This window comes from Marinobacter sp. B-21 (assembly GCF_056857895.1).
The window spans coordinates 51814-74207 of record NZ_JBSXNZ010000072.1 but is presented as its reverse complement, the minus strand read 5'-3'; the positions used below and the strand labels follow the sequence as shown (position 1 = coordinate 74207).

General features: G+C 58.8%; 23 protein-coding genes. 6 read left to right on the top strand and 17 right to left on the bottom strand.

What is annotated here, in order from left to right; all coding sequences use genetic code 11:
- Positions 1 to 4: 4 nt before the first annotated feature.
- From AC13C0_RS10650 to traF, 4 genes are all read right to left on the bottom strand, one after another.
- Positions 5 to 1183, bottom strand: coding sequence for an acetyl-CoA C-acetyltransferase (locus AC13C0_RS10650; protein WP_117618341.1), 1179 nt, complete (start codon positions 1181 to 1183; stop codon positions 5 to 7).
- A gap of 129 nt (positions 1184 to 1312) precedes the next feature.
- A complete protein-coding gene (locus AC13C0_RS10645; RefSeq protein WP_117618340.1) occupies positions 1313 to 2059 on the bottom strand; it encodes a pteridine reductase in 747 nt (248 codons plus the stop codon).
- A 9-nt stretch (positions 2060 to 2068) separates the two neighbouring features.
- On the bottom strand, positions 2069 to 3190 hold the full coding sequence (locus AC13C0_RS10640) for a tRNA nucleotidyltransferase/poly(A) polymerase-related protein (RefSeq protein ID WP_341582729.1): 1122 nt from the start codon (positions 3188 to 3190) through the stop codon (positions 2069 to 2071).
- A 126-nt stretch (positions 3191 to 3316) separates the two neighbouring features.
- Entirely contained in the window at positions 3317 to 4621 is a 1305-nt protein-coding gene (gene traF / locus AC13C0_RS10635; RefSeq protein WP_482954369.1) for a conjugal transfer protein TraF, read from the bottom strand.
- Between the two features lie 247 nt (positions 4622 to 4868).
- Here traF and AC13C0_RS10630 point away from each other — a divergent pair, with 247 nt between their 5' ends.
- Positions 4869 to 5417 carry an LPP20 family lipoprotein gene (locus AC13C0_RS10630; protein WP_117618337.1) on the top strand — a complete coding sequence of 183 codons (549 nt, stop codon included), beginning with the start codon at positions 4869 to 4871 and terminating at the stop codon, positions 5415 to 5417.
- Between the two features lie 9 nt (positions 5418 to 5426).
- Positions 5427 to 6656: a flagellar assembly protein T N-terminal domain-containing protein gene (locus AC13C0_RS10625; RefSeq protein WP_482954368.1), complete on the top strand. Its 1230-nt coding sequence runs from the start codon at positions 5427 to 5429 to the stop codon at positions 6654 to 6656.
- Positions 6657 to 6669: 13 nt separating this feature from the next.
- On the opposite strand, the gene AC13C0_RS10620 is transcribed toward AC13C0_RS10625, so the two are convergent.
- The 8 genes from AC13C0_RS10620 to trhP form a co-directional block, all read right to left on the bottom strand.
- Positions 6670 to 7140 (bottom strand): SufE family protein, encoded by a 471-nt coding sequence (locus tag AC13C0_RS10620; RefSeq protein ID WP_117618335.1) that lies wholly within the window; start codon positions 7138 to 7140, stop codon positions 6670 to 6672.
- 125 nt (positions 7141 to 7265) lie between these two features.
- On the bottom strand, positions 7266 to 7808 hold the full coding sequence (sufT, locus tag AC13C0_RS10615) for a putative Fe-S cluster assembly protein SufT (protein WP_117618334.1): 543 nt from the start codon (positions 7806 to 7808) through the stop codon (positions 7266 to 7268).
- Positions 7809 to 7896: 88 nt separating this feature from the next.
- Entirely contained in the window at positions 7897 to 8250 is a 354-nt protein-coding gene (locus AC13C0_RS10610; protein WP_117618333.1) for a HesB/IscA family protein, read from the bottom strand.
- Positions 8251 to 8263: 13 nt separating this feature from the next.
- Positions 8264 to 9517 (bottom strand): aminotransferase class V-fold PLP-dependent enzyme, encoded by a 1254-nt coding sequence (locus AC13C0_RS10605; RefSeq protein WP_117618332.1) that lies wholly within the window; start codon positions 9515 to 9517, stop codon positions 8264 to 8266.
- A gap of 6 nt (positions 9518 to 9523) precedes the next feature.
- A complete protein-coding gene (gene sufD / locus AC13C0_RS10600; RefSeq protein ID WP_117618331.1) occupies positions 9524 to 10810 on the bottom strand; it encodes a Fe-S cluster assembly protein SufD in 1287 nt (428 codons plus the stop codon).
- A 17-nt stretch (positions 10811 to 10827) separates the two neighbouring features.
- The gene (sufC, locus tag AC13C0_RS10595; RefSeq protein ID WP_482954367.1) at positions 10828 to 11613 is read right to left on the bottom strand and encodes a Fe-S cluster assembly ATPase SufC; all 786 of its coding nucleotides are present in this window, start codon (positions 11611 to 11613) and stop codon (positions 10828 to 10830) included.
- A gap of 90 nt (positions 11614 to 11703) precedes the next feature.
- Positions 11704 to 13152, bottom strand: coding sequence for a Fe-S cluster assembly protein SufB (gene sufB, locus AC13C0_RS10590; protein ID WP_482954366.1), 1449 nt, complete (start codon positions 13150 to 13152; stop codon positions 11704 to 11706).
- A 482-nt stretch (positions 13153 to 13634) separates the two neighbouring features.
- Positions 13635 to 14951, bottom strand: a complete 1317-nt coding sequence (trhP, locus tag AC13C0_RS10585) for a prephenate-dependent tRNA uridine(34) hydroxylase TrhP (RefSeq protein WP_482954365.1) — start codon at positions 14949 to 14951, stop codon at positions 13635 to 13637.
- Positions 14952 to 15158: 207 nt separating this feature from the next.
- Here trhP and AC13C0_RS10580 point away from each other — a divergent pair, with 207 nt between their 5' ends.
- On the top strand, positions 15159 to 15515 hold the full coding sequence (locus tag AC13C0_RS10580) for a helix-turn-helix transcriptional regulator (RefSeq protein WP_117618327.1): 357 nt from the start codon (positions 15159 to 15161) through the stop codon (positions 15513 to 15515).
- Positions 15516 to 15521: 6 nt separating this feature from the next.
- On the opposite strand, the gene fabB is transcribed toward AC13C0_RS10580, so the two are convergent.
- Both fabB and fabA read right to left on the bottom strand, forming a co-directional pair.
- Positions 15522 to 16733 (bottom strand): beta-ketoacyl-ACP synthase I, encoded by a 1212-nt coding sequence (fabB, locus tag AC13C0_RS10575; RefSeq protein WP_482954364.1) that lies wholly within the window; start codon positions 16731 to 16733, stop codon positions 15522 to 15524.
- Between the two features lie 11 nt (positions 16734 to 16744).
- On the bottom strand, positions 16745 to 17254 hold the full coding sequence (gene fabA, locus AC13C0_RS10570) for a bifunctional 3-hydroxydecanoyl-ACP dehydratase/trans-2-decenoyl-ACP isomerase (RefSeq protein ID WP_117618325.1): 510 nt from the start codon (positions 17252 to 17254) through the stop codon (positions 16745 to 16747).
- A 344-nt stretch (positions 17255 to 17598) separates the two neighbouring features.
- Here fabA and AC13C0_RS10565 point away from each other — a divergent pair, with 344 nt between their 5' ends.
- Positions 17599 to 18114, top strand: coding sequence for an SRPBCC family protein (locus AC13C0_RS10565; RefSeq protein ID WP_482954363.1), 516 nt, complete (start codon positions 17599 to 17601; stop codon positions 18112 to 18114).
- Positions 18115 to 18187: 73 nt separating this feature from the next.
- Here the strand turns inward: AC13C0_RS10565 and AC13C0_RS10560 are convergent, their stop codons facing one another.
- Positions 18188 to 19372, bottom strand: coding sequence for an NnrS family protein (locus tag AC13C0_RS10560; RefSeq protein ID WP_482954362.1), 1185 nt, complete (start codon positions 19370 to 19372; stop codon positions 18188 to 18190).
- A 126-nt stretch (positions 19373 to 19498) separates the two neighbouring features.
- Between AC13C0_RS10560 and AC13C0_RS10555 the strand changes: the two genes are divergently transcribed.
- Complete coding sequence (locus AC13C0_RS10555) at positions 19499 to 19876, top strand: SirB2 family protein (protein ID WP_482954361.1); 378 nt, start codon at positions 19499 to 19501, stop codon at positions 19874 to 19876.
- On the opposite strand, the gene AC13C0_RS10550 is transcribed toward AC13C0_RS10555, so the two are convergent.
- Positions 19877 to 20698, bottom strand: a complete 822-nt coding sequence (locus AC13C0_RS10550) for an ion transporter (protein ID WP_482954360.1) — start codon at positions 20696 to 20698, stop codon at positions 19877 to 19879.
- A gap of 229 nt (positions 20699 to 20927) precedes the next feature.
- Here AC13C0_RS10550 and AC13C0_RS10545 point away from each other — a divergent pair, with 229 nt between their 5' ends.
- Positions 20928 to 21053, top strand: a complete 126-nt coding sequence (locus AC13C0_RS10545; RefSeq protein WP_482954359.1) for a hypothetical protein — start codon at positions 20928 to 20930, stop codon at positions 21051 to 21053.
- Between the two features lies 1 nt (position 21054).
- Here AC13C0_RS10545 and AC13C0_RS10540 read toward each other — a convergent pair whose 3' ends face one another.
- Entirely contained in the window at positions 21055 to 22377 is a 1323-nt protein-coding gene (locus AC13C0_RS10540) for an MFS transporter (protein ID WP_482954358.1), read from the bottom strand.
- Between the last annotated feature and the right edge of the window lie 17 nt (positions 22378 to 22394).

Genomic DNA, 22394 nt, shown 5'->3' with positions numbered 1-22394 from the left:
AAGCTTAGCGCTCGACAGCCAGGGCAACGCCCATGCCGCCGCCGATGCACAGGGTGGCCAGTCCCTTGTGGGCATCCCGGCGCACCATCTCATGAAGCAGCGAGACCAGGATGCGGCAACCGGAGGCGCCGATCGGGTGGCCCAGGGCGATGGCGCCGCCGTTGACGTTCACCTTGCTGGTATCCCAGCCCAGATCCCGGTTCACGGAGATGGCCTGGGCCGCGAAGGCTTCGTTGGCTTCCACCAGGTCCAGATCGTCAACGCTCCAGCCGGCCAGCTTCAGGCAGCGCTGGCTGGCCGGAATCGGGCCGGTTCCCATGATGGTGGGATCTACCCCTGCGTTGGCGTGAGCCTTTATGGTGGCCAGCGGCGTCAGCCCCAGTTCTTTGGCTTTTTCCGCGCTGCACACCATCACCGCAGCCGCTCCGTCGTTCAGTGACGAGGCGTTTCCAGCGGTGACAGTGCCGTCTTTTTTGAAAGCCGCACGAAGTTTGCCCAGTCCCTCGGCAGTCACGCCGTCACGGGGGCCTTCGTCCCGGTCAACCACGATCGGATCGCCTTTGCGCTGGGGAATGGAGACCGGAACAATCTGGCCATCGAAGTAGCCGGCTTCGCGAGCGGCAGCGGCTTTCTGCTGGGAAGCGGCGGCAAATTCGTCCTGCTCTTCACGGCTGATACCGTATTTCTCTGCGACGTTCTCGGCGGTAATGCCCATGTGGTAGTCGTTGAACGCGTCCCAGAGGCCATCGTTGATCATGGTATCCACCATGGACCAGTTGCCCATGCGCTGCCCATTGCGGCTGTTGGGCAAGACGTGGGGCGCCTGGCTCATGCTTTCCTGACCGCCGGCGATCATCATCTCGGCATCGCCACAGCGAATGGCCTGTGCCGCCATATGGACCGCTTTGAGGCCAGAGCCGCACACCTTGTTGATGGTCATGGCGGGCACCGATGCCGGAATGCCGGCGTTGATGGCGGACTGGCGGGCCGGGTTCTGGCCGCAGCCGGCAGTAAGGACCTGGCCAAGAACCACTTCGTTGATCTGGTCGCCGGCGACACCGGTTTCCTCCAGGAGCGCCTTGATGACGGCGGTCCCCAGCTGGTCTGCGCGCAGGCTGGAGAGACCTCCGCCAAAGGCTCCGATAGCAGTACGGCGGGCAGCAACAATAACGACATCACGCATGGGAATTCTCCGGGTCAATGGCGCGCGTGGGCCTGAGCCCCAGCGCGTGCAGGATTGAAAACTGCAAGTATTGTATCCGGAAAGCGGCGGTTGGCCAAAGTTAGCGGGCGGGGAACGCCGGGTGGCACTCTACATATTCAGGCTGCGGCCGCCATCGACGGCTAAAATTTGCCCGGTAATGAACGGCGCGTCGCAGATCAGGAAAGCGATGGTCCCGGCGATATCATCCGGGTTGCCGGTGCGCGCCAGCGGCGTTTTCTCGAGAATGGCCTGCTGGTGCTTTTCATCCATCGCGGCTCCCCCCTCCGGCCAGAGAATGGCTCCCGGCGAAACGCCGTTCACCCGCACATCGGGTGCCAGGTCTTTGGCCCATGAACGGGTCAGTGCAGCGAGGCCTGCCTTGCTGGCACAGTAAAGCGGGTGATCGGCAAGAGGCCTTTCGCTGTATATGTCGATCATGTTGACCACACTGCCTCCGTTTTCCCGCAGCGCCGGAAGGCAGGCCTGAAGCAGAAAGAATGGAGCCCGGAGATTGGTGTGCAGGACGGTGTTCCAGTCGTCCTCGGTGGCTACTTCTGTCGGGTTGGGGTAGAACGCCGAGGCATTGTTTACCAGTGCGTCGAGTCGGTCCCACGGGGTAATGGCCTCGCTCGCCAACCGGTTCACATCGCCAGTCAGGCCGAGATCAGCCTGAACCGCATAAGCGGAATCCGGGCGCTCCCGGTTCAGGTCTTCAACCAGCTCCCGGGCCTGCTGTTCCCTGCTCCGGTAGTGAACCACCAGATTCCAGCCCCTTTGATGAAGTGTCTTCGCCGTTTGCGCGCCAAGGCGATGGGCAGCGCCGGTGATCAGTGCAACGGGAGCAGTGGCGGGCATTTCAACTCCTCAGTGACTGGGCGGGGTGACGGCATCGGCAATGCGTTTCAGGCGTTCGGTACGGATCGCCTCCCCGAGTGCCTTGCCTTTATAACCATGGGTCAGAAGAGTCTTGGGGTCAACGCCGGTTGCGGCGTCGGAGGCGGTCCGAAGCAGTTTCAGGCTGTTCCGGCTATCCGGGAGGGCGCATTCCAGTACGTTAAGCAGTTGTGCGAAACGCCCCGGTCGGCGCCAGAAGTCCGCATGGTCGAGCCGATCCAGCAATGATTCACCCTCGGGATTCCGAGAGTTCATTTCCTGTACCTTTGGTATAAACGCCGTCGCCAGGCGTGCCAGATTCTGACAATCATTGGGAGCTTTCAGGACCTTGGCCCGGGCAATGGCTGCTTGCTCATCCAGAGGCGACAGCAGGGCGGCGAAGCGCTCTTCGGAACTGGTATCAGGTTGAGTATGGATGCAGCGAAGTGTCTCCATTGCCAGAGAGAAAACCTCTGACGGATCGAGTTCCGGAATCAGCACGCCAAGAGCCCCGCAGTCACGGAGAACCTCAAAGAACGCCTCTGGCGCCTGTTCGTGCAGAGCCCGCTGTATCTCCTGCCAGACCCGCTCCGGCACAAGGTGGTTTACTTCACCGGCATCCACCATGTTCTGCATCAGGGCCATGGTCTGGTCGCACACAGTAAATCCCAGGGGCCGGAAGCGGGCTGCGAAGCGGGCGGTGCGCAGGATTCGTAACGGGTCTTCGGCGAACGCCTCCGACACATGGCGCAGCTTCCGGTCTGCTAAATCGGCTTGGCCCTGGAAGGGGTCCACCAGATCGCCACCTTCGGTTTTCGCTATGGCGTTGATGGTCAGATCACGTCGCTTCAGGTCCTGTTCCAGGGTGACATCCGGTGCGCTGTATACGGTAAAACCATGGTAGCCACGTCCCTGCTTCCGCTCGGTACGGGCCAGCGCGTATTCCTCCCGGGTTCCCGGGTGCAGGAATACCGGAAAGTCCGCACCAACCTGTTTGAAGCCCTTGGCAAGCATTTCGTCAGGCGTTGCGCCAACCACGACCCAGTCCCGGTCCTTGACCTCAAGGCCGAGTAATTCATCACGAACAGCACCGCCAACCAGATAGGCTTGCATGGAATGCCTGATTCCTTTCGGAAAGTGTGCGTGGATTATCCGGTCTGGGAGGCAGGTTCGCAAATCCGGGAACGGTGAAATTGGGGTCAGATGAAATTTTCATCTGACCCCAATTTCAGTTTTTGATCAGAACGCGGTGCCAAGCTCCAGCGCAGCACCTACATCCGCATCGCTGTACAGGGCGCCGATATCAAGGCGGGCGCCCAGGATGCTCAGGCCGAGACCGGCGGTGAACTGGGTTTTTTCCTCGATGCCGTCGTTGTCTTCGTTGCTGGCCAGGTTATGGCGAACCCCGGCACGCAGCTGGGCATAGCGGAAGGCATCGAATTCAGCGCCCAGCGCCACCCACTGGGTATCGTCCTCAAAACCAAAGGCTTCCTTCCTGGTCAGATCAATTTCCGCGGTAACGACATGGTACTCGCCTTTATGGGCAATGCCGGTGGTGACCATCGGGTTAAGTTCGAGGGTCCGGACTTCCTCGCCCAGTGCCGGACGGCTGGCTGCGGAATCCAGCTCCATGGGGATGAGGTTTTTCACCACGATGCCGGCGTTCCATTGTTGTTCTTCACCGAAGGCATAGGCGGCGCCGATATCCATATTGAAGCCGCTTTTGTCGGTCTGGTATTGATCACCGTCGAAGTCGTTGTCCTCGAAAGCAGAGACACTCTCGGTGTACTGGAATGTTCTCAGTTCCACGTATTTCGGGGACAGTCCCAGTTGAAACTTATTGCCACTGGGGAGTTCAAACTGGCGTGCGAAGGAGATTCCGACTTCCCCGACTGCGGAGGCCAGGATTCTGCCTCGTGAGGTCAGGTCCAGGGTGCCATCCGGGTTGATAAGCTGGTCAATCGCGGTGTCGACATCCTGTGCATTCGCGGCATTGGCAATATCATCGAGCAAGCTTGTGTCCTGGCCAGAAACGTCGCCACGAACAGTCGCCGTCAGGCTGGCATTGGTAAACACACCCACGGCGAATGACTTGCCGGGGACCGCGAAACCCAGCCCCAGCCCTGCGTTTACTCGCATGGTGTCGCTGTCGAAGGCGGTCAGTCTGTCTCGGAGGTCGGCTGCACCATCCTGAATGATTTGCGGATCGTCCGTGTTCGGATCGAATCCAGAGACCAGGGATTCAAGGTCATCAATCACATCCTGAATATCATCAACCTGGTCAACCGTTTCTTCCTCGTCGGCGGCTCGGGCGTTAACTGATGGAAGCATCAATCCGAAGTCATCATTCCAGCTGTGGTGATCCGCAGCCATCATCGCGGGGTTGTCAGTCGGGGCCGTTGAAGGCGTTGCAACAGCAACACCGGTGCCGCCCATGGCAAAGGAGCGGGCAGACATAAAAGACTGGGGGCTGGCCAGTGCCGAGGTGGTGGCAACGGAGAGGCCAATGGCAGCAGAAAGCTTGGTTAGACGGTGTCCGGTCATGAAGAATCCTGTCGGGTAAAAGGCAAAATAAATATTACGTAACTGAAAGGTTAATGCAGAACGTTTTCCAGCACATGACACATGGGGTAACGGTTTGTTTTTGATGTGTAAACAGAGGCAGGTTTTTGCCGCGTCGGGTTGACGGGTCGGTGCGCTTTGCGTCTGTTAACCGAAATATCAGGGGCTTAGAAAAACTGGCGTAATTCTTTCATGGCAAACCGGAAATGACGTTTTCTGGAGACAAGCAATGACCCTTCGCTGGATACTGATCCCTCTGCTGGCAACGAGTCTTGCTGCCTGTGCGCCGGTTGGCAGTTATCAGGGTGATGGCGGCAAACAGTCCCGGGAGGATACCAGGCTGGAGCCCATTACTGTTCGGGTGAGTGGTCTGGGGACCTATAAAGATGCCGGATCGGAGCGCTCGGACACCCGCAAGCGTCTGATGGCCCGGCGGGCTTCGCAACTGGATGCCTACCGGAACCTGGTTGAGCGGGTATACGGCACCGTGGTTTACGGCAGCTCCACCGTCAATGACTTCGTTTTGCGCAATGACACGTTCCGAACCTATGTCGACAGCTATCTCCGCGGCGCGAAGTTGGTCGCAGTCAACGAGCACAGCGACGGGGTTTTTGAAACGGTTATGGAGCTGAAGCTGGAACCCCGGTTCCGGGCCTGTGTTGCCAAGGTTGCAGAGGATCAGGTTCGGGACCTGTGCCCGATCCCCGTGCCGCGGGACAATGACAGTATTGGCGATGTGCAGAGCAAGGGCGTCGATTCCCTGTATTACCTTGAGTGATCGAAAATTATGAAGTGTTTGTCATCACTGCGTTTGTCGTCACTGATAGTGCTGTGCGCCCTGGCCCTGCCGCTGGTGTTTGCCACCGGGGCGCAGGCCGTGGTTCTGGAAGGTGTGGGCCACGCCAGTATCTATAACGGGGATCTTGAGACCGCCCGTGCCGAGGCCCGCAAGGCCGCGATCAGGGATCTCTCGTTGCAGTATGAAGCCCGGGTGAGCACCCACGACACCATGGAAAACGGTGTTATCACCGAATCGCGGATACGCCTGGCTTCCAGTGCGCGGGCACGAAATGTACGGATTATTGACGAGTACCAGAGCGGCAATTTGCTGCGGGTGGTTGTACGGGGTGATATCAGTGAGAGTCGGGTAGGACAATGCAGTGCCGGTGAGTCGAGCCGGCTGAAAAAGCGGGTAGCTGTCACGGGGTTTCCGGTCCTGTATCCGGATCAGACCCGCATAGGGCGTATTGGCGATGCCGGCGAAATCTTGCCGCACCAGCTGCAACAGCGGTTGATGGAGCAGGGTGGCTTTCAGGTCTTTGGCGCCACCACATCACGGGTGTTTACCGACCTTCTGAACGCACCCACTGTTTGGCAGGGCAACAACCAGCTGACCAATGTGTTACAGGTGGCTCGTGAAATGGAGGTTCAGTTTGTGGTAACGGGCGTTATCCGGGATCTGGGTGTGGCTGATCCCTCCGCCTGGGGCACATCGGTTCTGGACAGAATGCAGCGTGGCATTGGTGCGGTGGATCAGCAACGTCGGTTTGCTGCGGATCTTGTCGTTTATGACGGATTCAGCGGTTCCCCTGTCTATCAGCAGAGGTTCGCGACATCAGCAGATTGGGATGCAGGCCCCGGCAGCTCAGTCGGCTTTGGTTCGGAGGGGTTCCGGAAAACCGCCTATGGCCGGTCTGTAAATGGCGTCATTGAAGAAATGGCGACAGCGGTTACCGAGGCCCTGGCTTGTCAGCCGTTTATTACCCGGATTGCCCGGGTGGATGGGCATTTGGTGACGCTGGGATCCGGCGCAACTGCAGGGCTCAGGCCTGGCGACGAATTGAAGCTGTACCGGAGCACCGCTTACCTGGATTCACCCGGTGCCACGCCGGAACTGAACGATAGCCGGCTTTCTGTAACCCTGGACAGGGTTCAGCCTCAGTCCAGCCGCGGAACCATGCCGCAGCTGGGTGGCATGGTGAATATACAGAGGGATGATATTGCCATCCTGTGGTAGGCGTTGAGCTCATTCAGTCTGCGGCGTCAGCCACCTCGGCGGCGGCAATATCCCGGATCTTGCCGACCATGGCCCGCAGGCCATTGCCTCGGGTGGGGGAGATGTGGCGGAACAGATCCAGCTGCTCGAACAGCTCATCAATGTCGGTTGCCAGCAGGTCCCGTGGGGGTTTCCCGTTCAGTGCTACCAGAATGATGGCGGCCAGGCCACGAACAATCATGGCATCTGAATCAATCAGCAGGTAGAGACGGCCGCTGGCGTCGTCGTAATGGTGAATCAGCCAGACCTGGCTCTGGCAGCCGTGCACATAGTTCTCTTCAATCCGGGCTTCGTCCGGAAAGGCCGGCAGCTGTTTGCCCAGGTCGATAATGTAGGCGTAGCGCTCTTCCCAGTCGTCCAGCAACTCGAAGCCATCCAGAACGTCTTCGAGAGTGGTGTCTCTACCGAGCGGGTTGTTCAGGAAATCGTCTTTAGTGGCGGTCATGTGGTTGCTACTGTTATGAAAACGCGGTCAGATGAAAGCGTTCATCTGACCCCATGTTAGCGGTTTGAAGCCTGCGGGGAAAACGGGGTCAGAAGAAGGCTTTCTTCTGACCCCACCTTCAACCTTCACAGCATCCCCAGTTCAAGCTTGGCTTCATCGGTGAGCATGTCGTTGCTCCAGGGCGGATCGAAGGTCAGTTCCACGGTCACCTTGTCGACGTTCGGCACATGTTCGAGCTTGCGCTTGACGTCTTCGGTGATCACCGGCCCCATGCCACAACCGGCAGCGGTTAGCGTCATTCTGACGTACACGTGGTTGCCGTCTTCGGTGCCGTTCTCGATCTTGCATTCGTAGATCAGGCCGAGGTCCACTACGTTAACCGGAATTTCCGGGTCGTAGCAGTTGCGCATCGCTTCCCACACCTGATTTTCGTTGACGGTGCCGTCTTCCGGTGTGTCGAAGCTGCTTTCCAGTGGCTGCTTGCCAAGGGCGTCGGCGTCATGGCCCTCGATGCGGGCAAGGTTGCCGTTGACTGCAACGGTGAAGGTACCACCCAGTGACTGTGTGATGGTCACGAAGGTGTCCGAAGGAATCATGATCTCTGTCCCAGAAGGAACGAGTCTGGCTTCCACCTCGCGTTTGGTCAGGACCACTTCCCGTTCTTGCATGCCCAGACTTGCCTCGCTGTATCCTGTGTTTATTAGTGTGGGGTCAGATGAACTTTTCATCTGACCCCAATTTCATCTGACCCCAATTTCACGCTACGGTAAAACTCTCGCCGCACCCGCACTCGGCGGTCGCATTCGGATTGCGGAACTGGAACATGGAGTTCACGCCTTCGGTGACAAAATCGATCTCGATGCCGTTCACCAGTGGCAGGTGTTCCTCTTTAACGAAGACGTCAACGCCATCAATATGAAACACCCTGTCGTCGGCTGCGGCTTCTTCCACCCACTGGGTTTCGTACTTGAAGCCGGAGCAACCACTTTTCCTGATGGCCAGCCGGATGCCTTTGGCCTCCGGTTTCTTCTCCAGTTGTTTGCGCACGTGTGTGACCGCGCTGGGCGTCATGGTGACGGCGACGGTCGGGGTGAAGATTTCAGCTGTCATGATTCCATCTCCATCAGGCAAACAGGCGCTGGACTTTCCGCAGGGCGGTAAACAATGCTTCCACCTCGTCCAGGGTATTGTAGAACGCAAAGGAGGCCCGGGCTGTACCGGGAACTCCGTAGAAATCCATCAGCGGCATGGCGCAGTGGTGGCCGGTGCGGATGGCGATACCCTGCTGATCCAGCAGGGTGCCTATATCACTGGGGTGCAGGCCGGCAATTTTAAAGGACATCACCGGCACTTTCCGTTTTGCGGTGCCAATGATTTCCATGCCCGGAACGGTTTCCACCAGTTGGTTGGCCCGCTCGAGCAGCGCCGATTCCGCGGTTTCCATAGCCTGGCGATCCAGACCCTGGAGATAGTCGATGGCCGCCCCCAGGCCCACGGCTTCGGCAATGGCCGGCGTGCCGGCTTCAAACTTGTAGGGCAGGGTGTTCCAGGTGGTGCGCTCGAACGATACCCGCTCAATCATTTCGCCACCGCCCTGGTAGGGAGGCATCTCCTCCAGCAACTGGGCCTTGCCGTAGAGCACACCAATGCCGGTGGGGCCAAACAGTTTGTGGGATGAGAACACGTAAAAGTCGCAACCCAGCGCCCGGACATCCGGCTGGTAATGGGGTACCGCCTGTGCGCCATCCACCAGGGTGATGATGCCGAGGGCCTTGGCCTGCTCGATCAGCGCCGCCACCGGATTGACCGTGCCCAGCACGTTGGAAACATGGGTGATTGCCAGTACCCGGGTCTTCCCGTTCAGCAGGCTGGTGAAGGATTCCAGGTCCAGCTCACCTTCCGGCGTTACCTGGATGGGAACCACTTTCGCGCCGGTACGCTCGGCAATCATCTGCCAGGGCACAATGTTGGCGTGATGCTCCATGTGGCTGACCAGGATCTCGTCGCCGGCCTTCAGTCGCGGGGCCAGGCCGTTGGCGACCAGGTTAATGGCCTCGGTGGTGCCACGGGTCCAGATGATTTCCCGGGTGCTGTCGGCGTTCAGGAACCCGCGAACCGTCTCTCTGGAACCTTCGAAGGCGACCGTGGCCCGATCCCCGAGAGTGTGGGCACCCCGGTGAACGTTGGAGTGCATTTCCCGGTAATAGCGGTCCATGGCGTCCAGCACTGCCTCTGGCTTCTGGGCCGAAGCGGCATTGTCCAGATACACCAGCGGCTTTCCGTTCACCTGCTGTGACAGGATCGGGAAGTCCTGGCGAATGGCCTCCACATCGAAGGTCGGGCGCCTGGTTGTGTTTGCCACGGACAGATCGGTCATAGCCGGTTACGCCTCCTGGAATGTCTGTTCAAAGAACTGGTTCAGCCGGCCCTGGGCCGTTTCCCGAACGGTTTCTACCGGGATCTGCTCCACCAGCTCGTTGATGAAGGCCATGGTGAGCAGGACATTGGCTTCGCGCCGGCCGATACCTCGTGAAACCAGGTAAAACAGCGAGATTTTGTCGAGTTGGCCGATGGTGGCGCCATGGGCACACTTGACGTCGTCTGCGTAAATTTCCAGTTCCGGCTTGGTGTCGATTTCTGCGCCATTGGACAGCAGCAGGTTCTTGTTGTTCATATCCGCGCTGGACTTCTGGGCGTCCTGATGGATATGAATCCGGCCGTTGAAAATCGCGTGGGACTGATCCGCGGCAATGTTGCGATAGGTTTCTTCGCTGTTGCAGCGGGCCGCCACGTGCTCAATGGTGGTGTGGTTGTCGTAGTGCTGTTTGCCCTGGGTTACCACCACGCCGTTGAGCTTGCACTCCGCCCCTTCACCTTCCAGGCGAACCTGCAGGTCGTGCCGGCGCAGGAGGCCGCCGAAGCCGACGCAGTGGCTTTCAAAGCGGGAGCTGCGTTGCTGCAGGACGCCGGTTGCGCCAATATGCTGAACATTCTCGCCTTCCATGTTCAGGCGGATGCTGGTGACGTCGGCACCTTCACCAAGGTTCAGCTCGGTTACCGTATTCACCATGACCGATTCGCTGCCGCCGGAGATGTACTCTTCCACCAGGGTGATCTGGCTGTTAGCGCCGGCGTCCACGTAAATGCGCGGGTAGGCAGAGCCGCTGGCATCAGCACTGGTTTCATGAACAATGAACAGTGGCTGGTCCAGAACCGCGCCGGGCTTCAGACGAATCAGCAGGCCATCTTCAAACCGCGCGGTATTGAGGCGGGAGATCTGCACTGACTGGCTATCCAGGGCGTGATCCAGGCGCCCGGCCAGCCAGGTGGCGGTGTCGCTGTCCAGGTCCTCGAAGCGCTCAATGGTTATGCCATCCAGGTCCGGGTAGTCGCTGGCTTCCGGCATCATGATGCCGTTCAGCAATACTACCTTGTAGCCGGGCACCGCCAGACTGCTGCCGGACTTGCCTTCCGCGGGCAGCGAGATGGCCATATCGTCGGTCAGCTTCAGGTACTTGCTTGAGTACTTCCAGTTCTCTGTTTTCCGGGTGGGCAGCGGCAGATCCACAAGGCTGGAGCCCTGCTGCTTGCGCAGCGCAGCCAAAGGCTCCGGCAATGAGTGCCCGGCCGGATGCAGGAACGCGGTAGAAAGGGTTGGTGCTGGCTTCATTCCGCGACCTCCTTTAGTTAGTTGCCGGAAACGTTGGCAGGGCTGTCGGCGGTTTCTTCATCCTTGATGCCGAGCCAGCCGTAGCCACGTTCTTCCAGCTCCAGGGCCAGTTCACGGCCGCCGGATTTGATGATCCTGCCCCCCGCCAGCACGTGCACGTAATCCGGCACAATGTGGTTCAGCAGGCGCTGGTAGTGGGTCACCATCAAAATGGCGCGGTCTTTTGCGCGCAGGGCGTTAACGCCGTTGGAGACCACTTGCAGGGCGTCGATGTCCAGCCCGGAATCGGTTTCATCCAGAATGGCCAGCTTCGGCTGCAGCAGGAGCGCCTGCATGATTTCGTTGCGCTTTTTCTCACCGCCTGAGAAACCTTCATTGACCCCGCGTTTCAGGAAGGCCGGATCCAGATCTACCTGTCTGGAGACCTCCTTGGCCAGCTTCATGAACTCCGCCGCATTCATCTCGCCTTCGCCCTTGTGGTGACGCATGGCGTTCACGGCGGTGCGAAGGAACTGAAGGTTGCTCACGCCGGGAATCTCCACCGGGTACTGGAATGCCAGGAAAATGCCTTCGCGGGCGCGTTCCTCGGTTTCAAGCTCCAGCAGGTTTTCGCCATTCAGGGTAATTTCCCCCTCGGTGACTTCAAATGCTTCGTTGCCTGCCAGCACCTGCGACAGGGTGCTCTTGCCAGAGCCGTTGGGGCCCATGATGGCGTGAACTTCCCCGGCCTTGATCTCCAGGTTGATACCCTTGAGGATTTCTTTGTCCTCAACGGATGCGTGCAGGTTCTTGATGCTCAGCATTTGTCGGCTTCTCTCTGTATTCTGAAATTCTGTATGTAAATTAAACCGTTTCGGTGCCCGCAAAACGTTCGGCGCAGCGAGGCAAAATAGTTAACCAACGGACCCTTCGAGGCTCACTTCGAGCAGCTTGCCGGCCTCGACAGCGAACTCCATCGGCAGTTCCCTGAACACCTCCTTGCAGAAGCCGTTCACGATCATGGACACGGCCTGCTCCGGATCGATACCACGCTGGCGGCAGAGGAACATCTGCTCATCGCTGACCTTGGACGTGGTGGCCTCGTGCTCGACAATGGCGGACTTGTTCTTGCTCTCTATGTACGGGAAGGTGTGCGCGCCGCAGCGGTCGCCAATGAGCAGCGAATCACACTGGGTGAAGTTGCGCGCGCCTTCCGCGCCGGGGCCGAATTTCACCAGGCCGCGATAGGCGTTGGAGCTCTTGCCGGCGGAAATACCCTTGGAGATGATGGTGCTGGAGGTGTTCCTGCCCAGGTGGATCATCTTGGTGCCGGTGTCGGCCTGCTGGTAATTATTGGTCAGCGCCACGGAATAGAATTCGCCCACGCTGTTGTCGCCGCGCAGTACGCAGCTCGGGTACTTCCAGGTTACCGCTGAACCGGTCTCGACCTGGGTCCAGGAGATTTTGGAGTTCCTGCCGATGGCGGCGCCACGCTTGGTGACAAAGTTAAAGATGCCGCCTTTGCCTTCTTCGTCGCCCGGGTACCAGTTCTGCACGGTGGAGTATTTGATCTGGGCGTCGTCCAGGGCCACCAGCTCAACCACGGCCGCATGCAGCTGGTTTTCGTCCCGCATGGGGGCGGTGCAGCCCTCGAGGTAGCTCACGTAGCTGCTGTCTTCGGCGATGATCAGGGTGCGCTCGAACTGGCCGGTGTTGGCTGCGTTGATGCGGAAGTAGGTGGACAGCTCCATGGGGCAGCGCACGCCCTTGGGCACATACACGAAGGTGCCGTCGGAGAAGACCGCCGAATTCAGTGCGGCAAAGAAGTTGTCGCCGTGGGGTACCACGGTGCCCAGATACTTCTGTACCAGCTCCGGATAATCGCGGACGGCCTCGGAGATGGAGCAGAAAATCACGCCGGCTTTGGCGAGGGGCTCCTTGAAAGTGGTCGCGACGGAAACGGAATCGAATACGGCATCGACGGCTACGCCAGCCAGCTTTTCGCGCTCGTGGAGGGGGATGCCCAGCTTTTCGTAGGTTTTCAGCAGTTCCGGATCCACCTCGTCCAGGCTCTGGGGCATGTCTTCGGGGCGCTTGGGCGCGGAATAGTACGAAATCGAGTTGTAATCGATTTTCGGGTAGCCCACGTGGGCCCAGTCCGGCTCGTCCATCTCGAGCCAGCGACGGTAGGCTTTCAGGCGCCACTCCAGCATCCATTCCGGTTCTTTCTTGAGGCCGGAAAGGCGGGCGATAACGTCTTCATTAAGGCCGGGTTCGAACGTGTCGGATTCAATGTCTGTTACGAATCCGTACTCGTATTCCCGTTTGATCAGCTCGTTCACCTCGGTGTCGGTGGTCGCCATGATCGTCGCTCCGTATTCTCTCATCGCGGGCTTGCGCCCTTGGTGTCGCCGGCAGCCTCATAGGCGGGCTGTCGATCGGATGTCATCAGTTTGGGTGTTGCCAGTAGTCGCTCATCCGGTGAGTGCGCCCTGCAATCGCTTTTTGGATGACGGATTTCTGGTGGCCTGATGCTGAAAAGTAAGCAGAAAAACAGGCTGAATCCGTTGCTTCTGGCTGGCGATTATACAATACCAGAGTAAATTAGTCAGGTATTAATTTGTGCGTGAGGTGATTATACCTTAATCGGCCTTTGGGGCACTAAGGGGGCTGCCAATAGCCTTGATAGTCTGGCCTCGGGCAGGACGGCGTATTATGGAGGGGGGCGTCAGGCGGGTCTGCCTCCCAAAACACGCCGTGAACCCGTCCATGGGGGCTCGGCATTGCCATCCATGGCAATGCACGGTTTTGGGAGGCAGACCCGCCTGACGCCTCAAACTAATTGCTATTCGCTGGCGGGAAGGATTCTGGTCAGGTAGGTGAAATCCAGAGATTTTGGCAAATGTTCTGGTTTCGGAATTCTCACGATATGGCCACTGCCCGGGGCATACTCCATGGTTTCGCCGTTCCGGTTTTCCATGATATCAGCGGAGAAACGAATATTACCGGCCGGGTTGATCAGTTCCAGTTGGTCGCCTGGGGCGAATTTGTTTTTCACGTCGATGGTCAGCCATCGGTCATCCGCATCCGTTATGGTGCCTACAACCTGCTGGGTGCCGAGGAACGATGAGCCCTGTTCGTAGGTCTGGTATTCCCGGGGTACGTGCCGGCGGAGGAAGCCTTCGGTGTAGCCGCGGTTGGAGAGGGCTTCGAGTTCGTCCATCAGGTTCATGTCAAAGGGCTTGCCGTGTACGGCCTCGTCGATGGCCCGGCGGTACACCTGGGTGGTGCGGGCTACGTAGTAGGTGCTTTTGGTGCGGCCTTCGATTTTCAGGGAGTGGACGCCCATTTTGGTCAGTTCCGCTACGTGCTGGACGGCCCTCAGGTCTTTCGAGTTCATGATGTAGGTGCCGTGTTCGTCCTCGTAGGCGGGGATGAAGCCTCCGGGGCGATTGGGCTCTTCCAGCAGGAGCTCTTTTGGCTCCACGTCTTGCACACCGCCGCTGCAGGTGGCGATCAGGTCGCCGGTCTGGTCATGGCTGTGCTGGACTTCCTTGTAGTTCCAGCGGCAGGCGTTGGTGCAGGCGCCCTGGTTGGCGTCCCGGTGGTTCATGTAGCCGGAGAGCAGGCAGCGGCCGGAGTAGGCCATGCACAGGGCGCCGTGCACGAAGACTTCCAGTTCCATGTCCGGGACCCGGTCGCGGATCTCGCGAATTTCGTCAAGACCCAGTTCTCTGGAAAGGATTACCCGGCTGATGCCCTGTCTGCGCCAGAACTCCACAGTTGCCCAGTTAACGGCGTTGGCCTGCACCGAGAGGTGTATGGGCTGGTCCGGCCATTTTTCCCGCACCAGCATGATCAGTCCGGGGTCAGACATGATCAGGGCATCGGGTTGTTGTTCCAGTACCGGCTCCAGGTCTTTCAGATAGCTGCGTACCTTGTTGTTGTGAGGTGCTATGTTGGAGACAAGGTAGAACTGTTTGCCAAGTTCATGGGCTCTTGCGATTCCGGAGCCGAGGGCTGCAACATCCTTGAAACTGTTGTTCCTTACTCTCAGGGAGTAGCGGGGCTGGCCGGCGTAGACGGCATCTGCACCGTAGGCGAAGGCGGTTTCGAGGTGTTCAGGGGTGCCTGCGGGGGCAAGCAGTTCCGGGGTGTTCATGTTGGCTCCGGGTGGTCCGTTCTGGTCAGTCTGGTTGGCGGGCCCTGGCAGGGGATGCCGCCATTCTGAAAAGCGGGGTATTTTGCCGTACGTTGGCGGAGGTTCCCTTGACCCTGCTCAAAGGTAGTATTGATTGTTTTCAGCTAACAAGTGTACGCTCACAGCGTCGGCCAATATGGCCACAGAATCGGAAAAGAGGAGTTCCAGATGGGATCAAAGCCTCTGACGCCAGAGGTGGCGCGGGCTTCGCTGAGTCTCAGGGTGAGTTCCCTGATCAGTGTACAGCTTGCCCGTGGCAAGGTTGGTGTGGAAGTCGTGGCGTCGCAGCTGCATATGAGCCGTTACACGCTGCACAAGAAACTGAAGCGGGAAGGGCTGACGTTTGCCCGCCTGCTTGAGGAGGTTCGTCGTAAACAGGCGCTGACCTACATGCAGGATAAAACCAAGCCACTCGTGGAAATTGCAGAGCAGCTCGGGTTCTCGGAACTGAGTGCATTCAGCCGGGCTTTCAAGCGCTGGATGGGAACCTCCCCGGCTGAATATCGTTCTGTCAGGCTGTCCTGATCCGGCTCAGACCTTTTTGAACACCAGCGAGGCGTTGGTGCCGCCAAAGCCGAAGCTGTTGCTCATCACCAGGTCCAGATTCTGGTTGTCCATGCGCTCCCGAACGATCGGGTAGCCTTCGGCGCCTTCATCGAGGGTCTGGATGTTGGCCGACGGAGCAATGAAGCCCTCGCGCAGCATGATCAGGCTGTAAATGGCCTCATGCACGCCTGCCGCACCCAGGGCATGGCCGCACAGGGGCTTGGTGGAACTCAGCGGCGGGATTTTGTCGCCGAAGGTTTCCTTCAGTGCTTTCAGCTCGGTGATATCGCCTGCCGGGGTGCTGGTGCCGTGAGTGTTGACGTAGCTGATCTCGCCGTCCAGATGCTTCATGGCCTGCTTCATGCAGCGCACCGCGCCCTCGCCGCTTGGGGCAACCATGTCGGCACCGTCGGAAGTCGCACCGAAGCCGACGATCTCCGCCAGAATGTTTGCGCCGCGTGCTTCTGCGTGTTCCAGCGCTTCGAGGGCCAGAACACCGCCGCCACCGGAAATAACGAAACCGTCCCGGTTGGCGTCATAGGTGCGGGACGCCAGTTCCGGTGTGTCGTTGTACTTGGTGGACAGGGCGCCCATGGCGTCGAACAACAGACTCAGGGTCCAGTGGATGTCCTCGCCGCCGCCGGCAAACATTACATCCTGGCGCCCCAGCGCAATCAGGTCTGCAGCGTGGCCAATGGCGTGTGCACTGGTGGCACAGGCGGAGGTAATGCCGTAGTTGATGCCGCGGATGCCAAAGCCGGTTGCGAGGGAGGCGTTAATGGCGCTGCCCATGGTGCGGGGCACGCGGTAGGGGCCCACCCGGCGGATGCCGCGGTCGCGGTGTGTGTCGATGGAATCGAGCAGTTCAACCGTGGAGGCGCCACCCTGGCCGAAAATAATGCCTGTGGTGTCGGCCTTGATGTGTTGGTCGGTCAGGCCGGCCTGTTCGATGGCTTCAAGCATGGCCAGGTAGGTATAGCCTGAGGCCGGGCACATGAAGCGCCAGAGTTTGCGGTCGATCAGTTCCGGAAGGTTCAGGTTTATCTGGCCACAGACGTGGCTGCGGAGGCCCTTGTCCCGTGCTTCTTCGCTGAAGCCGATGCCGGGACGGGAATCCCTGAGGGACTGGGCAACGTCCTTCTGGTTGGTGCCAAGGCTGGAAACAATGCCCATACCAGTAATTACAACACGACGCATCTTGTTAACTCCTAAAAATCATCGGTCGAGGTGAACATGCCAACCCGGAGGTCCTTGGCGGTGTAGATTTCCCGGCCGTCCACTTCCATCCGGCCATCGGCAATTGCCATGGTCAGTTTGCGCCTGATCACGCGCTTGAGATCCAGGCGGTAGGTCACCTTTTTGGCAGTAGGCAGCACCTGGCCGGTAAACTTTACTTCACCGGAACCCAGGGCACGGCCCTTGCCTTCTCCGCCACCCCAGGCCAGGAAGAAGCCGACCAGCTGCCACATGGCGTCCAGCCCCAGGCATCCGGGCATAACGGGATCATCAACAAAGTGCACCTTGAAGAACCAGAGGTCCGGGTTGATGTCGAGTTCCGCCAGGATACTGCCCTTGCCATACAGGCCATCGTTGTCTGCTATATGCGTGACGCGGTCGAACATCAGCATCTCATCAATGGGCAGACGCATGGAGCCAGGGAAGAGTGTACCGTGGCCACATCTGATCAGGTCTTCTTTATCAAAATGATCCGGGTTCATAGTGCCAGTATCTCAGTTACAAAATGATTTCCTCATACTTTAGCGCGAATTGGGCGTTTCGGTATTGACCTTTAGTGGATGATTGTCTTTTTTGCCGGGGTGAGGGGTTGATGGTCATCAAAGATCTGCCAGCGGCATGGTGGTAACGTGTGAACCGGCCCTTGAACAGAGCCGTTGATACACCGGATACCGTGGGATTCCTTGGGGAATATGCAACTCATGATTCGGTATGTATGGGTTTGCGGCTATGAAAAGTAAGAAATATAAATGTTCAGGGTCTTTTATTTGTCTGCTGGCCCGCAGGTATGGGGCAAGGTGGAATGGTGTAGAAGGAGGGCGCATTGATGGCACTGGATGCTGATGACATTCAGGGAAACATCTGGCGTGAGGGGGAGTGGGTTGTAGCCCGGCTGCAACGAAAAATCGGATATGCGCCCGAGGTCGTCTGGAAAATGCTGACGGATTCCGTGTGCCTCAGCCAGTGGCTGGCACCGGGCACTCTGGAACAGGAGCGGGGTGGCAGGGTCAAGCTGGATTTTGGCAACAGTGGCACACCCATCGATTGCCGGATCAGCGCTTGCGAACCCCCCTGTCTGCTCGCGTATTCCTGGAGTGCCGGCGATGATCCGGAACGGCCACTGGTCTGGGAGTTGTCCCCGGACGGTGGCGGGACGATCCTTACCCTCACGCTTTTTCTCCCTGACGACGAGTTGATCGCCATTGCCTGTGCGGGCTGGGATGCGCACCTGGAAATGCTGATGGCGGCGATGGAAGGCATCAGAATTTCATTTCCGGCCGCCCGTTTTCACGAGTCGCGGTCCGCATTTGCCGAGTTGGCGCGGAAAAAACTGGCAGCCTGAGTGGGCTGAACGGTAAAGGCAGGCTCCCGGGCCTGCCTTTTTTCGTCTGCCTTTATTCGAGTGTTCCGGGCGTTTATCCGTCGCGGCCGTCCGGGCGTGGACTGGCCAGTACCCGGGTGTAGCGGAACAGGAACATACCAAACGCGAACAACCAGAGCAGCGCGCTGGTGCTGATTCCCGGATGCCAGCTGATAACCTCGAAGGCTGTCAGCACCCGGATAAGTGCGGCCAGGTGAATGGCGATGAATGCGGTCACCATGCCTGTGGGCAGAACCAGCGGCCGGCCGGTGTGACCGAGGGAGACGCGGGCGATGACGCCGAAAATCAGGCAGGCCACTGCGCCGGTGCCGGCGGCGTGGCTCCAGGCGTTGGATGGCCAGCCGGCAAGCAGTGTGCCGGCCAGCAGGAACAGGGCCACGGGCACCCAGAGGATGGACAGGTGCAGAATCCAGAGCAGTGGTTCCTTACGAACCAGCCAGCCTTTCCAGCCTGCCAGTCGCACCAGCATCAGGGTGCCTGCAACAATGGCCAATACGCCGGTGACGGTTTGCCAGCCAGTGACCAGGGAGACCATCAGCAGAATCAGGCTGAACAGCGTGGTCATATCCAGGGCTGGAACAGTTTTCACGGCAGCGCTGTCCAGCCCTCGTTGACGAAGCCAGCCGGTGGTGAAGGCCGGAGTGATGCGCCCACCAATGATGCTGATCAGCGCCATGGCCATGATCAGGGCACCGTAGCTGAAGGTCATATCCAGTTGGGTCAGGAATCCTATCTGCATCAGCCAGAGTAGCCCCAGAACCAGCAGGATCAACAGCTGGCGCTTCTGGCGGGCGCGCCAGATCCGCCAGCCGGCATCCAGCATGACCAGGGGCAGAAATGCCAGGTTCACGGTATGCACAAGCCAGTCCGGCAGGCCCGCACCGAAAGCAAGCAGCAGGCGGCCGGCCAGCCAGACGCCCCAGAGCAATACCAGTCTGGTTCCGTAGGTGCGCTCCGTCTGGGTCCACACGCAGACTGCGGTCAGCAGGAAGCCGGCGATGCCTGCCGACAGGAAACCGAACAACATCTCATGCTGATGCCAGAACAGGCCCGGCAGGGCCAGGGGCAGGCTGATCACACCATTGACCTGCATGATCCAGAGGGGGATCGCAAGCAGCGCCAGTACCGTCATGGAAAGGAAGAAAATCCGGAACGGATAGCTGAAAAGCTGGCTGACGCTGGCGGCTTCGGTTTGGCTGGTGGTGGGGATCGCCGGCATGGTTGTCTCCGCTTATACATATAATTACAGTACATGTTATACGCGAGCCGATAGAAAGAACATACCCGGTTCGGGGTATCTTTGCGTACAATGCCGCCATCGTTTTGATTCACAACGGGATGATTTATGAGTGCCTATCTAATTCTCAAGCACCTGCACATGACCACGGCCTATCTGACCGTTGTGCTGTTTGCTCTGCGTCTGCTGCTGGATGCGGTTGGCAGGCCCGACTGGCGGAAAACACCGTTGCGCTGGATTCCGCATGCGAATGACACGGTCCTGCTGATAGCGGCCATCAGCCTGTTGTTTGTGACGCCCTGGATGCCATTTGTGCATGGCTGGCTGACTGCCAAGATCTTGCTGTTGATCGGCTACATCATTGCCGGTCTGTTTGCCCTGAAAACCTCTCTGGGCAGGCCGGCCCGGGTGTTTGCAGCCATTCTGGCGTTCGTCCAGATCGGCGTCATTTTCCACCTGGCCATGACCAAGCCGGTGTTTGGCTGATCAGCGCCGCTCCGAGATCTGCCGGGTCAACTCCTGCAACTGTGCCTGCACCGACTGGAGCTGCCGGGCGATCTCATCCCGTTCATCGTGGGCTTTCTGGGCCTGCTTGGCGTTCTGCTCCTCGCCCATGACCTCCAGGATGGCGCCGATCATCATGTTCAGGAAAACAAACGCTGTCAGGAAGATGAACGTGATGTAGAAAACCCAGCTCAGCGGGTATTGCTCCATGGTGGCGTACATCACATCTGTCCAGTCCTCGAAGGTGGCCACCCGGAACAGGGTCAACATGGCAATGGCCACGTCGCCCCAGAGCTCCTCGTCCACACTGGCGAAGAACATCGAACCAATGGCCGCGTAGATATAGAAAATGATGAACATCAGCAGGGCGATGTAGCCCATGCGCGGAATCGCTTTTAAAAGCGAGTTGATCAGGAACCGGAGTTCCGGGACCACGGATACCAGGCGCAACACCCGGAACACCCGCAAGAGGCGCCCCAGCAGCACCGCTTCAGAATTATCCAGAGGAATAAGGCTGCCGATCACCACCAGGGTGTCGAACAGGTTCCATCCGTCGAACAGAAAACGTTTCTTGTTGGCGCACACGCCGAAGCGGAACAGTATTTCCACCAGGAAAAGCAGTGTAATGGCGTTGTCCATTACGATCAGCGACTTTTCCACCAGGGGTGGCAGGTCATAGGTTTTGGCACCAATGGTCAGTGCCGACAGGATAATGATGGTGATGACTGCGCCCTGAAAAAACTTGCTGGACTCAATGCGGCGGAGTTTCTCGAAACCGGAGGCGGGGCTTAATTGGGGCGACATGGCAGACAGCGGCTCCAGATAATTCGGGGAAGGCCGAATTCTAAAGGGCCGGGACTGAATTGGATAGCCTGAATGACAGTCGACACCTGTCGTGAGGCGCGCAACTGCGCGCAATTAGCAGGATTTATTCAGCTTGATCAGAAATATTCATTCGTCCGATCCGGAAACTCTTCCCATAATCAGATCACAAACAATTTTGGCTTGAGTTTTGAAGAAGCCGTTGCATTCCATGATTCACGCCTCCGTGATTGCCTCGGCCGTGGTTGTCTTCGGCGAGCCTTATGCGGGAGGCTGGATTACCCCGGCGTTGTCCCTGATTCTCGCGTTTGTGCATAGAGGCGTAGGGCAATGTTAGGTTATGGCTTTTTCCGGTTGAGCGGATAAAACAGCTGTGGCGAGGCCAATTCCGGCAAGTCCGTTCGTTCCTCGTTGGCAGCCCACTCAAACCGCTCGGCGGACCGGATCGCATAGTGCATCCACACCAGCGCGGCAGCGACGATCACAAACATCAACATGAAATTGCTCTGCCAGATTCCGGTGAGGTCGTTCAGCACGCCGAAGGCCAGTGGCAGAATGAATCCCCCGAGTCCGCCAATCATCCCGACAACGCCACCCACAGCGCCCACGTGCAGCGGATAGTAGACAGGAATGTGCTTGTAGACCGCCGCCTTACCCAGGGACATGAAGAAACCCAGAATAAAGATCAGCGCCACGAACACCGGCAGGCTCATCTCAAGGGTAAAGCGGATATCGCCATCGATGCCCTGCACCACATACTCGGTGGGCGGATAGCTCAGCAGGAAGGTACAGACAACGGAGGCACCGAAGGTCCAGTACATCACCCGGCGGGCACCGAAGTGGTCCGACATCCAACCCCCGAGGACACGGAACAGTGACGCCGGAATGGTGTAGAGCGCGGCGATGATGCCCGCCGTTTTGATGTCCAGGCCGTAAACGCCGATAAGGAAGTGAGGCAACCAGAGCGCCAGGGCGACAAAAGCGCCGAATACGAAGAAATAGTACAAAGCAAACCGCCAGACCCTCAGCTCACGCAGCGGCTCCATCTGCTCCATGAATGATTTGGCCCTGGTGCCGGCCCGCTCTGCGGCCAGAGGGTCCTCCCTGGCCAGCAGGATGAAGACCACACCCATGATTGCCAGCACGGTGGCGTAGATCTGAGCCGTGCTCTGCCAGCCGAACGCGACCAACAGGAACGGGGCCCCGAAGTTGGTTACCGCAGCACCCACATTGCCCGCGCCAAAAATCCCCAGCGCCGTGCCCTGGCGTTCCGGTTCAAACCATGCCGCCGTGTAGGCCACGCCGACGATGAAGGCGCCACCGGCCAGGCCGACACCCAGGGCGCCCACCAGCAGCATCAGGTAAGTGGTTGCGAAGGTCAGCAGGTACACGCAGGCGGCGGTGGTGAGCATCAGGATGCCAAATACCCAGCGGCCACCATAGCGGTCCGTCCAGATACCGAGGAACAGCCGGCTGATGGAGCCGGTGAGAATCGGGGTGGCCATCAGCAGGCCAAGCTGGGTATCCGACAGCCCCAGATCTTCGCTGATGCGGATTCCGATGATGGAGAAAATCGTCCACACCGCAAAGCACAGGGTGAAGGCAAATGTGGATAAACCGAGCGCACGATATTGCTCTGGTTTTGACGGGCTATTGGCCATGCTCCGCTCCCTCCGGA

What these genes read in the sequence shown, in the direction of transcription:
- AC13C0_RS10650 (WP_117618341.1), bottom strand. Translation starts at nt 1,183, where the DNA reads ATGCGTGATGTCGTTATTGTTGCTGCCCGCCGTACTGCTATCGGAGCC.
- AC13C0_RS10645 (WP_117618340.1), bottom strand. Translation starts at nt 2,059, where the DNA reads ATGCCCGCCACTGCTCCCGTTGCACTGATCACCGGCGCTGCCCATCGC.
- AC13C0_RS10640 (WP_341582729.1), bottom strand. Translation starts at nt 3,190, where the DNA reads ATGCAAGCCTATCTGGTTGGCGGTGCTGTTCGTGATGAATTACTCGGC.
- traF (WP_482954369.1), bottom strand. Translation starts at nt 4,621, where the DNA reads ATGACCGGACACCGTCTAACCAAGCTTTCTGCTGCCATTGGCCTCTCC.
- AC13C0_RS10630 (WP_117618337.1), top strand. Translation starts at nt 4,869, where the DNA reads ATGACCCTTCGCTGGATACTGATCCCTCTGCTGGCAACGAGTCTTGCT.
- AC13C0_RS10625 (WP_482954368.1), top strand. Translation starts at nt 5,427, where the DNA reads ATGAAGTGTTTGTCATCACTGCGTTTGTCGTCACTGATAGTGCTGTGC.
- AC13C0_RS10620 (WP_117618335.1), bottom strand. Translation starts at nt 7,140, where the DNA reads ATGACCGCCACTAAAGACGATTTCCTGAACAACCCGCTCGGTAGAGAC.
- sufT (WP_117618334.1), bottom strand. Translation starts at nt 7,808, where the DNA reads ATGCAAGAACGGGAAGTGGTCCTGACCAAACGCGAGGTGGAAGCCAGA.
- AC13C0_RS10610 (WP_117618333.1), bottom strand. Translation starts at nt 8,250, where the DNA reads ATGACAGCTGAAATCTTCACCCCGACCGTCGCCGTCACCATGACGCCC.
- AC13C0_RS10605 (WP_117618332.1), bottom strand. Translation starts at nt 9,517, where the DNA reads ATGACCGATCTGTCCGTGGCAAACACAACCAGGCGCCCGACCTTCGAT.
- sufD (WP_117618331.1), bottom strand. Translation starts at nt 10,810, where the DNA reads ATGAAGCCAGCACCAACCCTTTCTACCGCGTTCCTGCATCCGGCCGGG.
- sufC (WP_482954367.1), bottom strand. Translation starts at nt 11,613, where the DNA reads ATGCTGAGCATCAAGAACCTGCACGCATCCGTTGAGGACAAAGAAATC.
- sufB (WP_482954366.1), bottom strand. Translation starts at nt 13,152, where the DNA reads ATGGCGACCACCGACACCGAGGTGAACGAGCTGATCAAACGGGAATAC.
- trhP (WP_482954365.1), bottom strand. Translation starts at nt 14,951, where the DNA reads ATGAACACCCCGGAACTGCTTGCCCCCGCAGGCACCCCTGAACACCTC.
- AC13C0_RS10580 (WP_117618327.1), top strand. Translation starts at nt 15,159, where the DNA reads ATGGGATCAAAGCCTCTGACGCCAGAGGTGGCGCGGGCTTCGCTGAGT.
- fabB (WP_482954364.1), bottom strand. Translation starts at nt 16,733, where the DNA reads ATGCGTCGTGTTGTAATTACTGGTATGGGCATTGTTTCCAGCCTTGGC.
- fabA (WP_117618325.1), bottom strand. Translation starts at nt 17,254, where the DNA reads ATGAACCCGGATCATTTTGATAAAGAAGACCTGATCAGATGTGGCCAC.
- AC13C0_RS10565 (WP_482954363.1), top strand. Translation starts at nt 17,599, where the DNA reads ATGGCACTGGATGCTGATGACATTCAGGGAAACATCTGGCGTGAGGGG.
- AC13C0_RS10560 (WP_482954362.1), bottom strand. Translation starts at nt 19,372, where the DNA reads ATGCCGGCGATCCCCACCACCAGCCAAACCGAAGCCGCCAGCGTCAGC.
- AC13C0_RS10555 (WP_482954361.1), top strand. Translation starts at nt 19,499, where the DNA reads ATGAGTGCCTATCTAATTCTCAAGCACCTGCACATGACCACGGCCTAT.
- AC13C0_RS10550 (WP_482954360.1), bottom strand. Translation starts at nt 20,698, where the DNA reads ATGTCGCCCCAATTAAGCCCCGCCTCCGGTTTCGAGAAACTCCGCCGC.
- AC13C0_RS10545 (WP_482954359.1), top strand. Translation starts at nt 20,928, where the DNA reads ATGATTCACGCCTCCGTGATTGCCTCGGCCGTGGTTGTCTTCGGCGAG.
- AC13C0_RS10540 (WP_482954358.1), bottom strand. Translation starts at nt 22,377, where the DNA reads ATGGCCAATAGCCCGTCAAAACCAGAGCAATATCGTGCGCTCGGTTTA.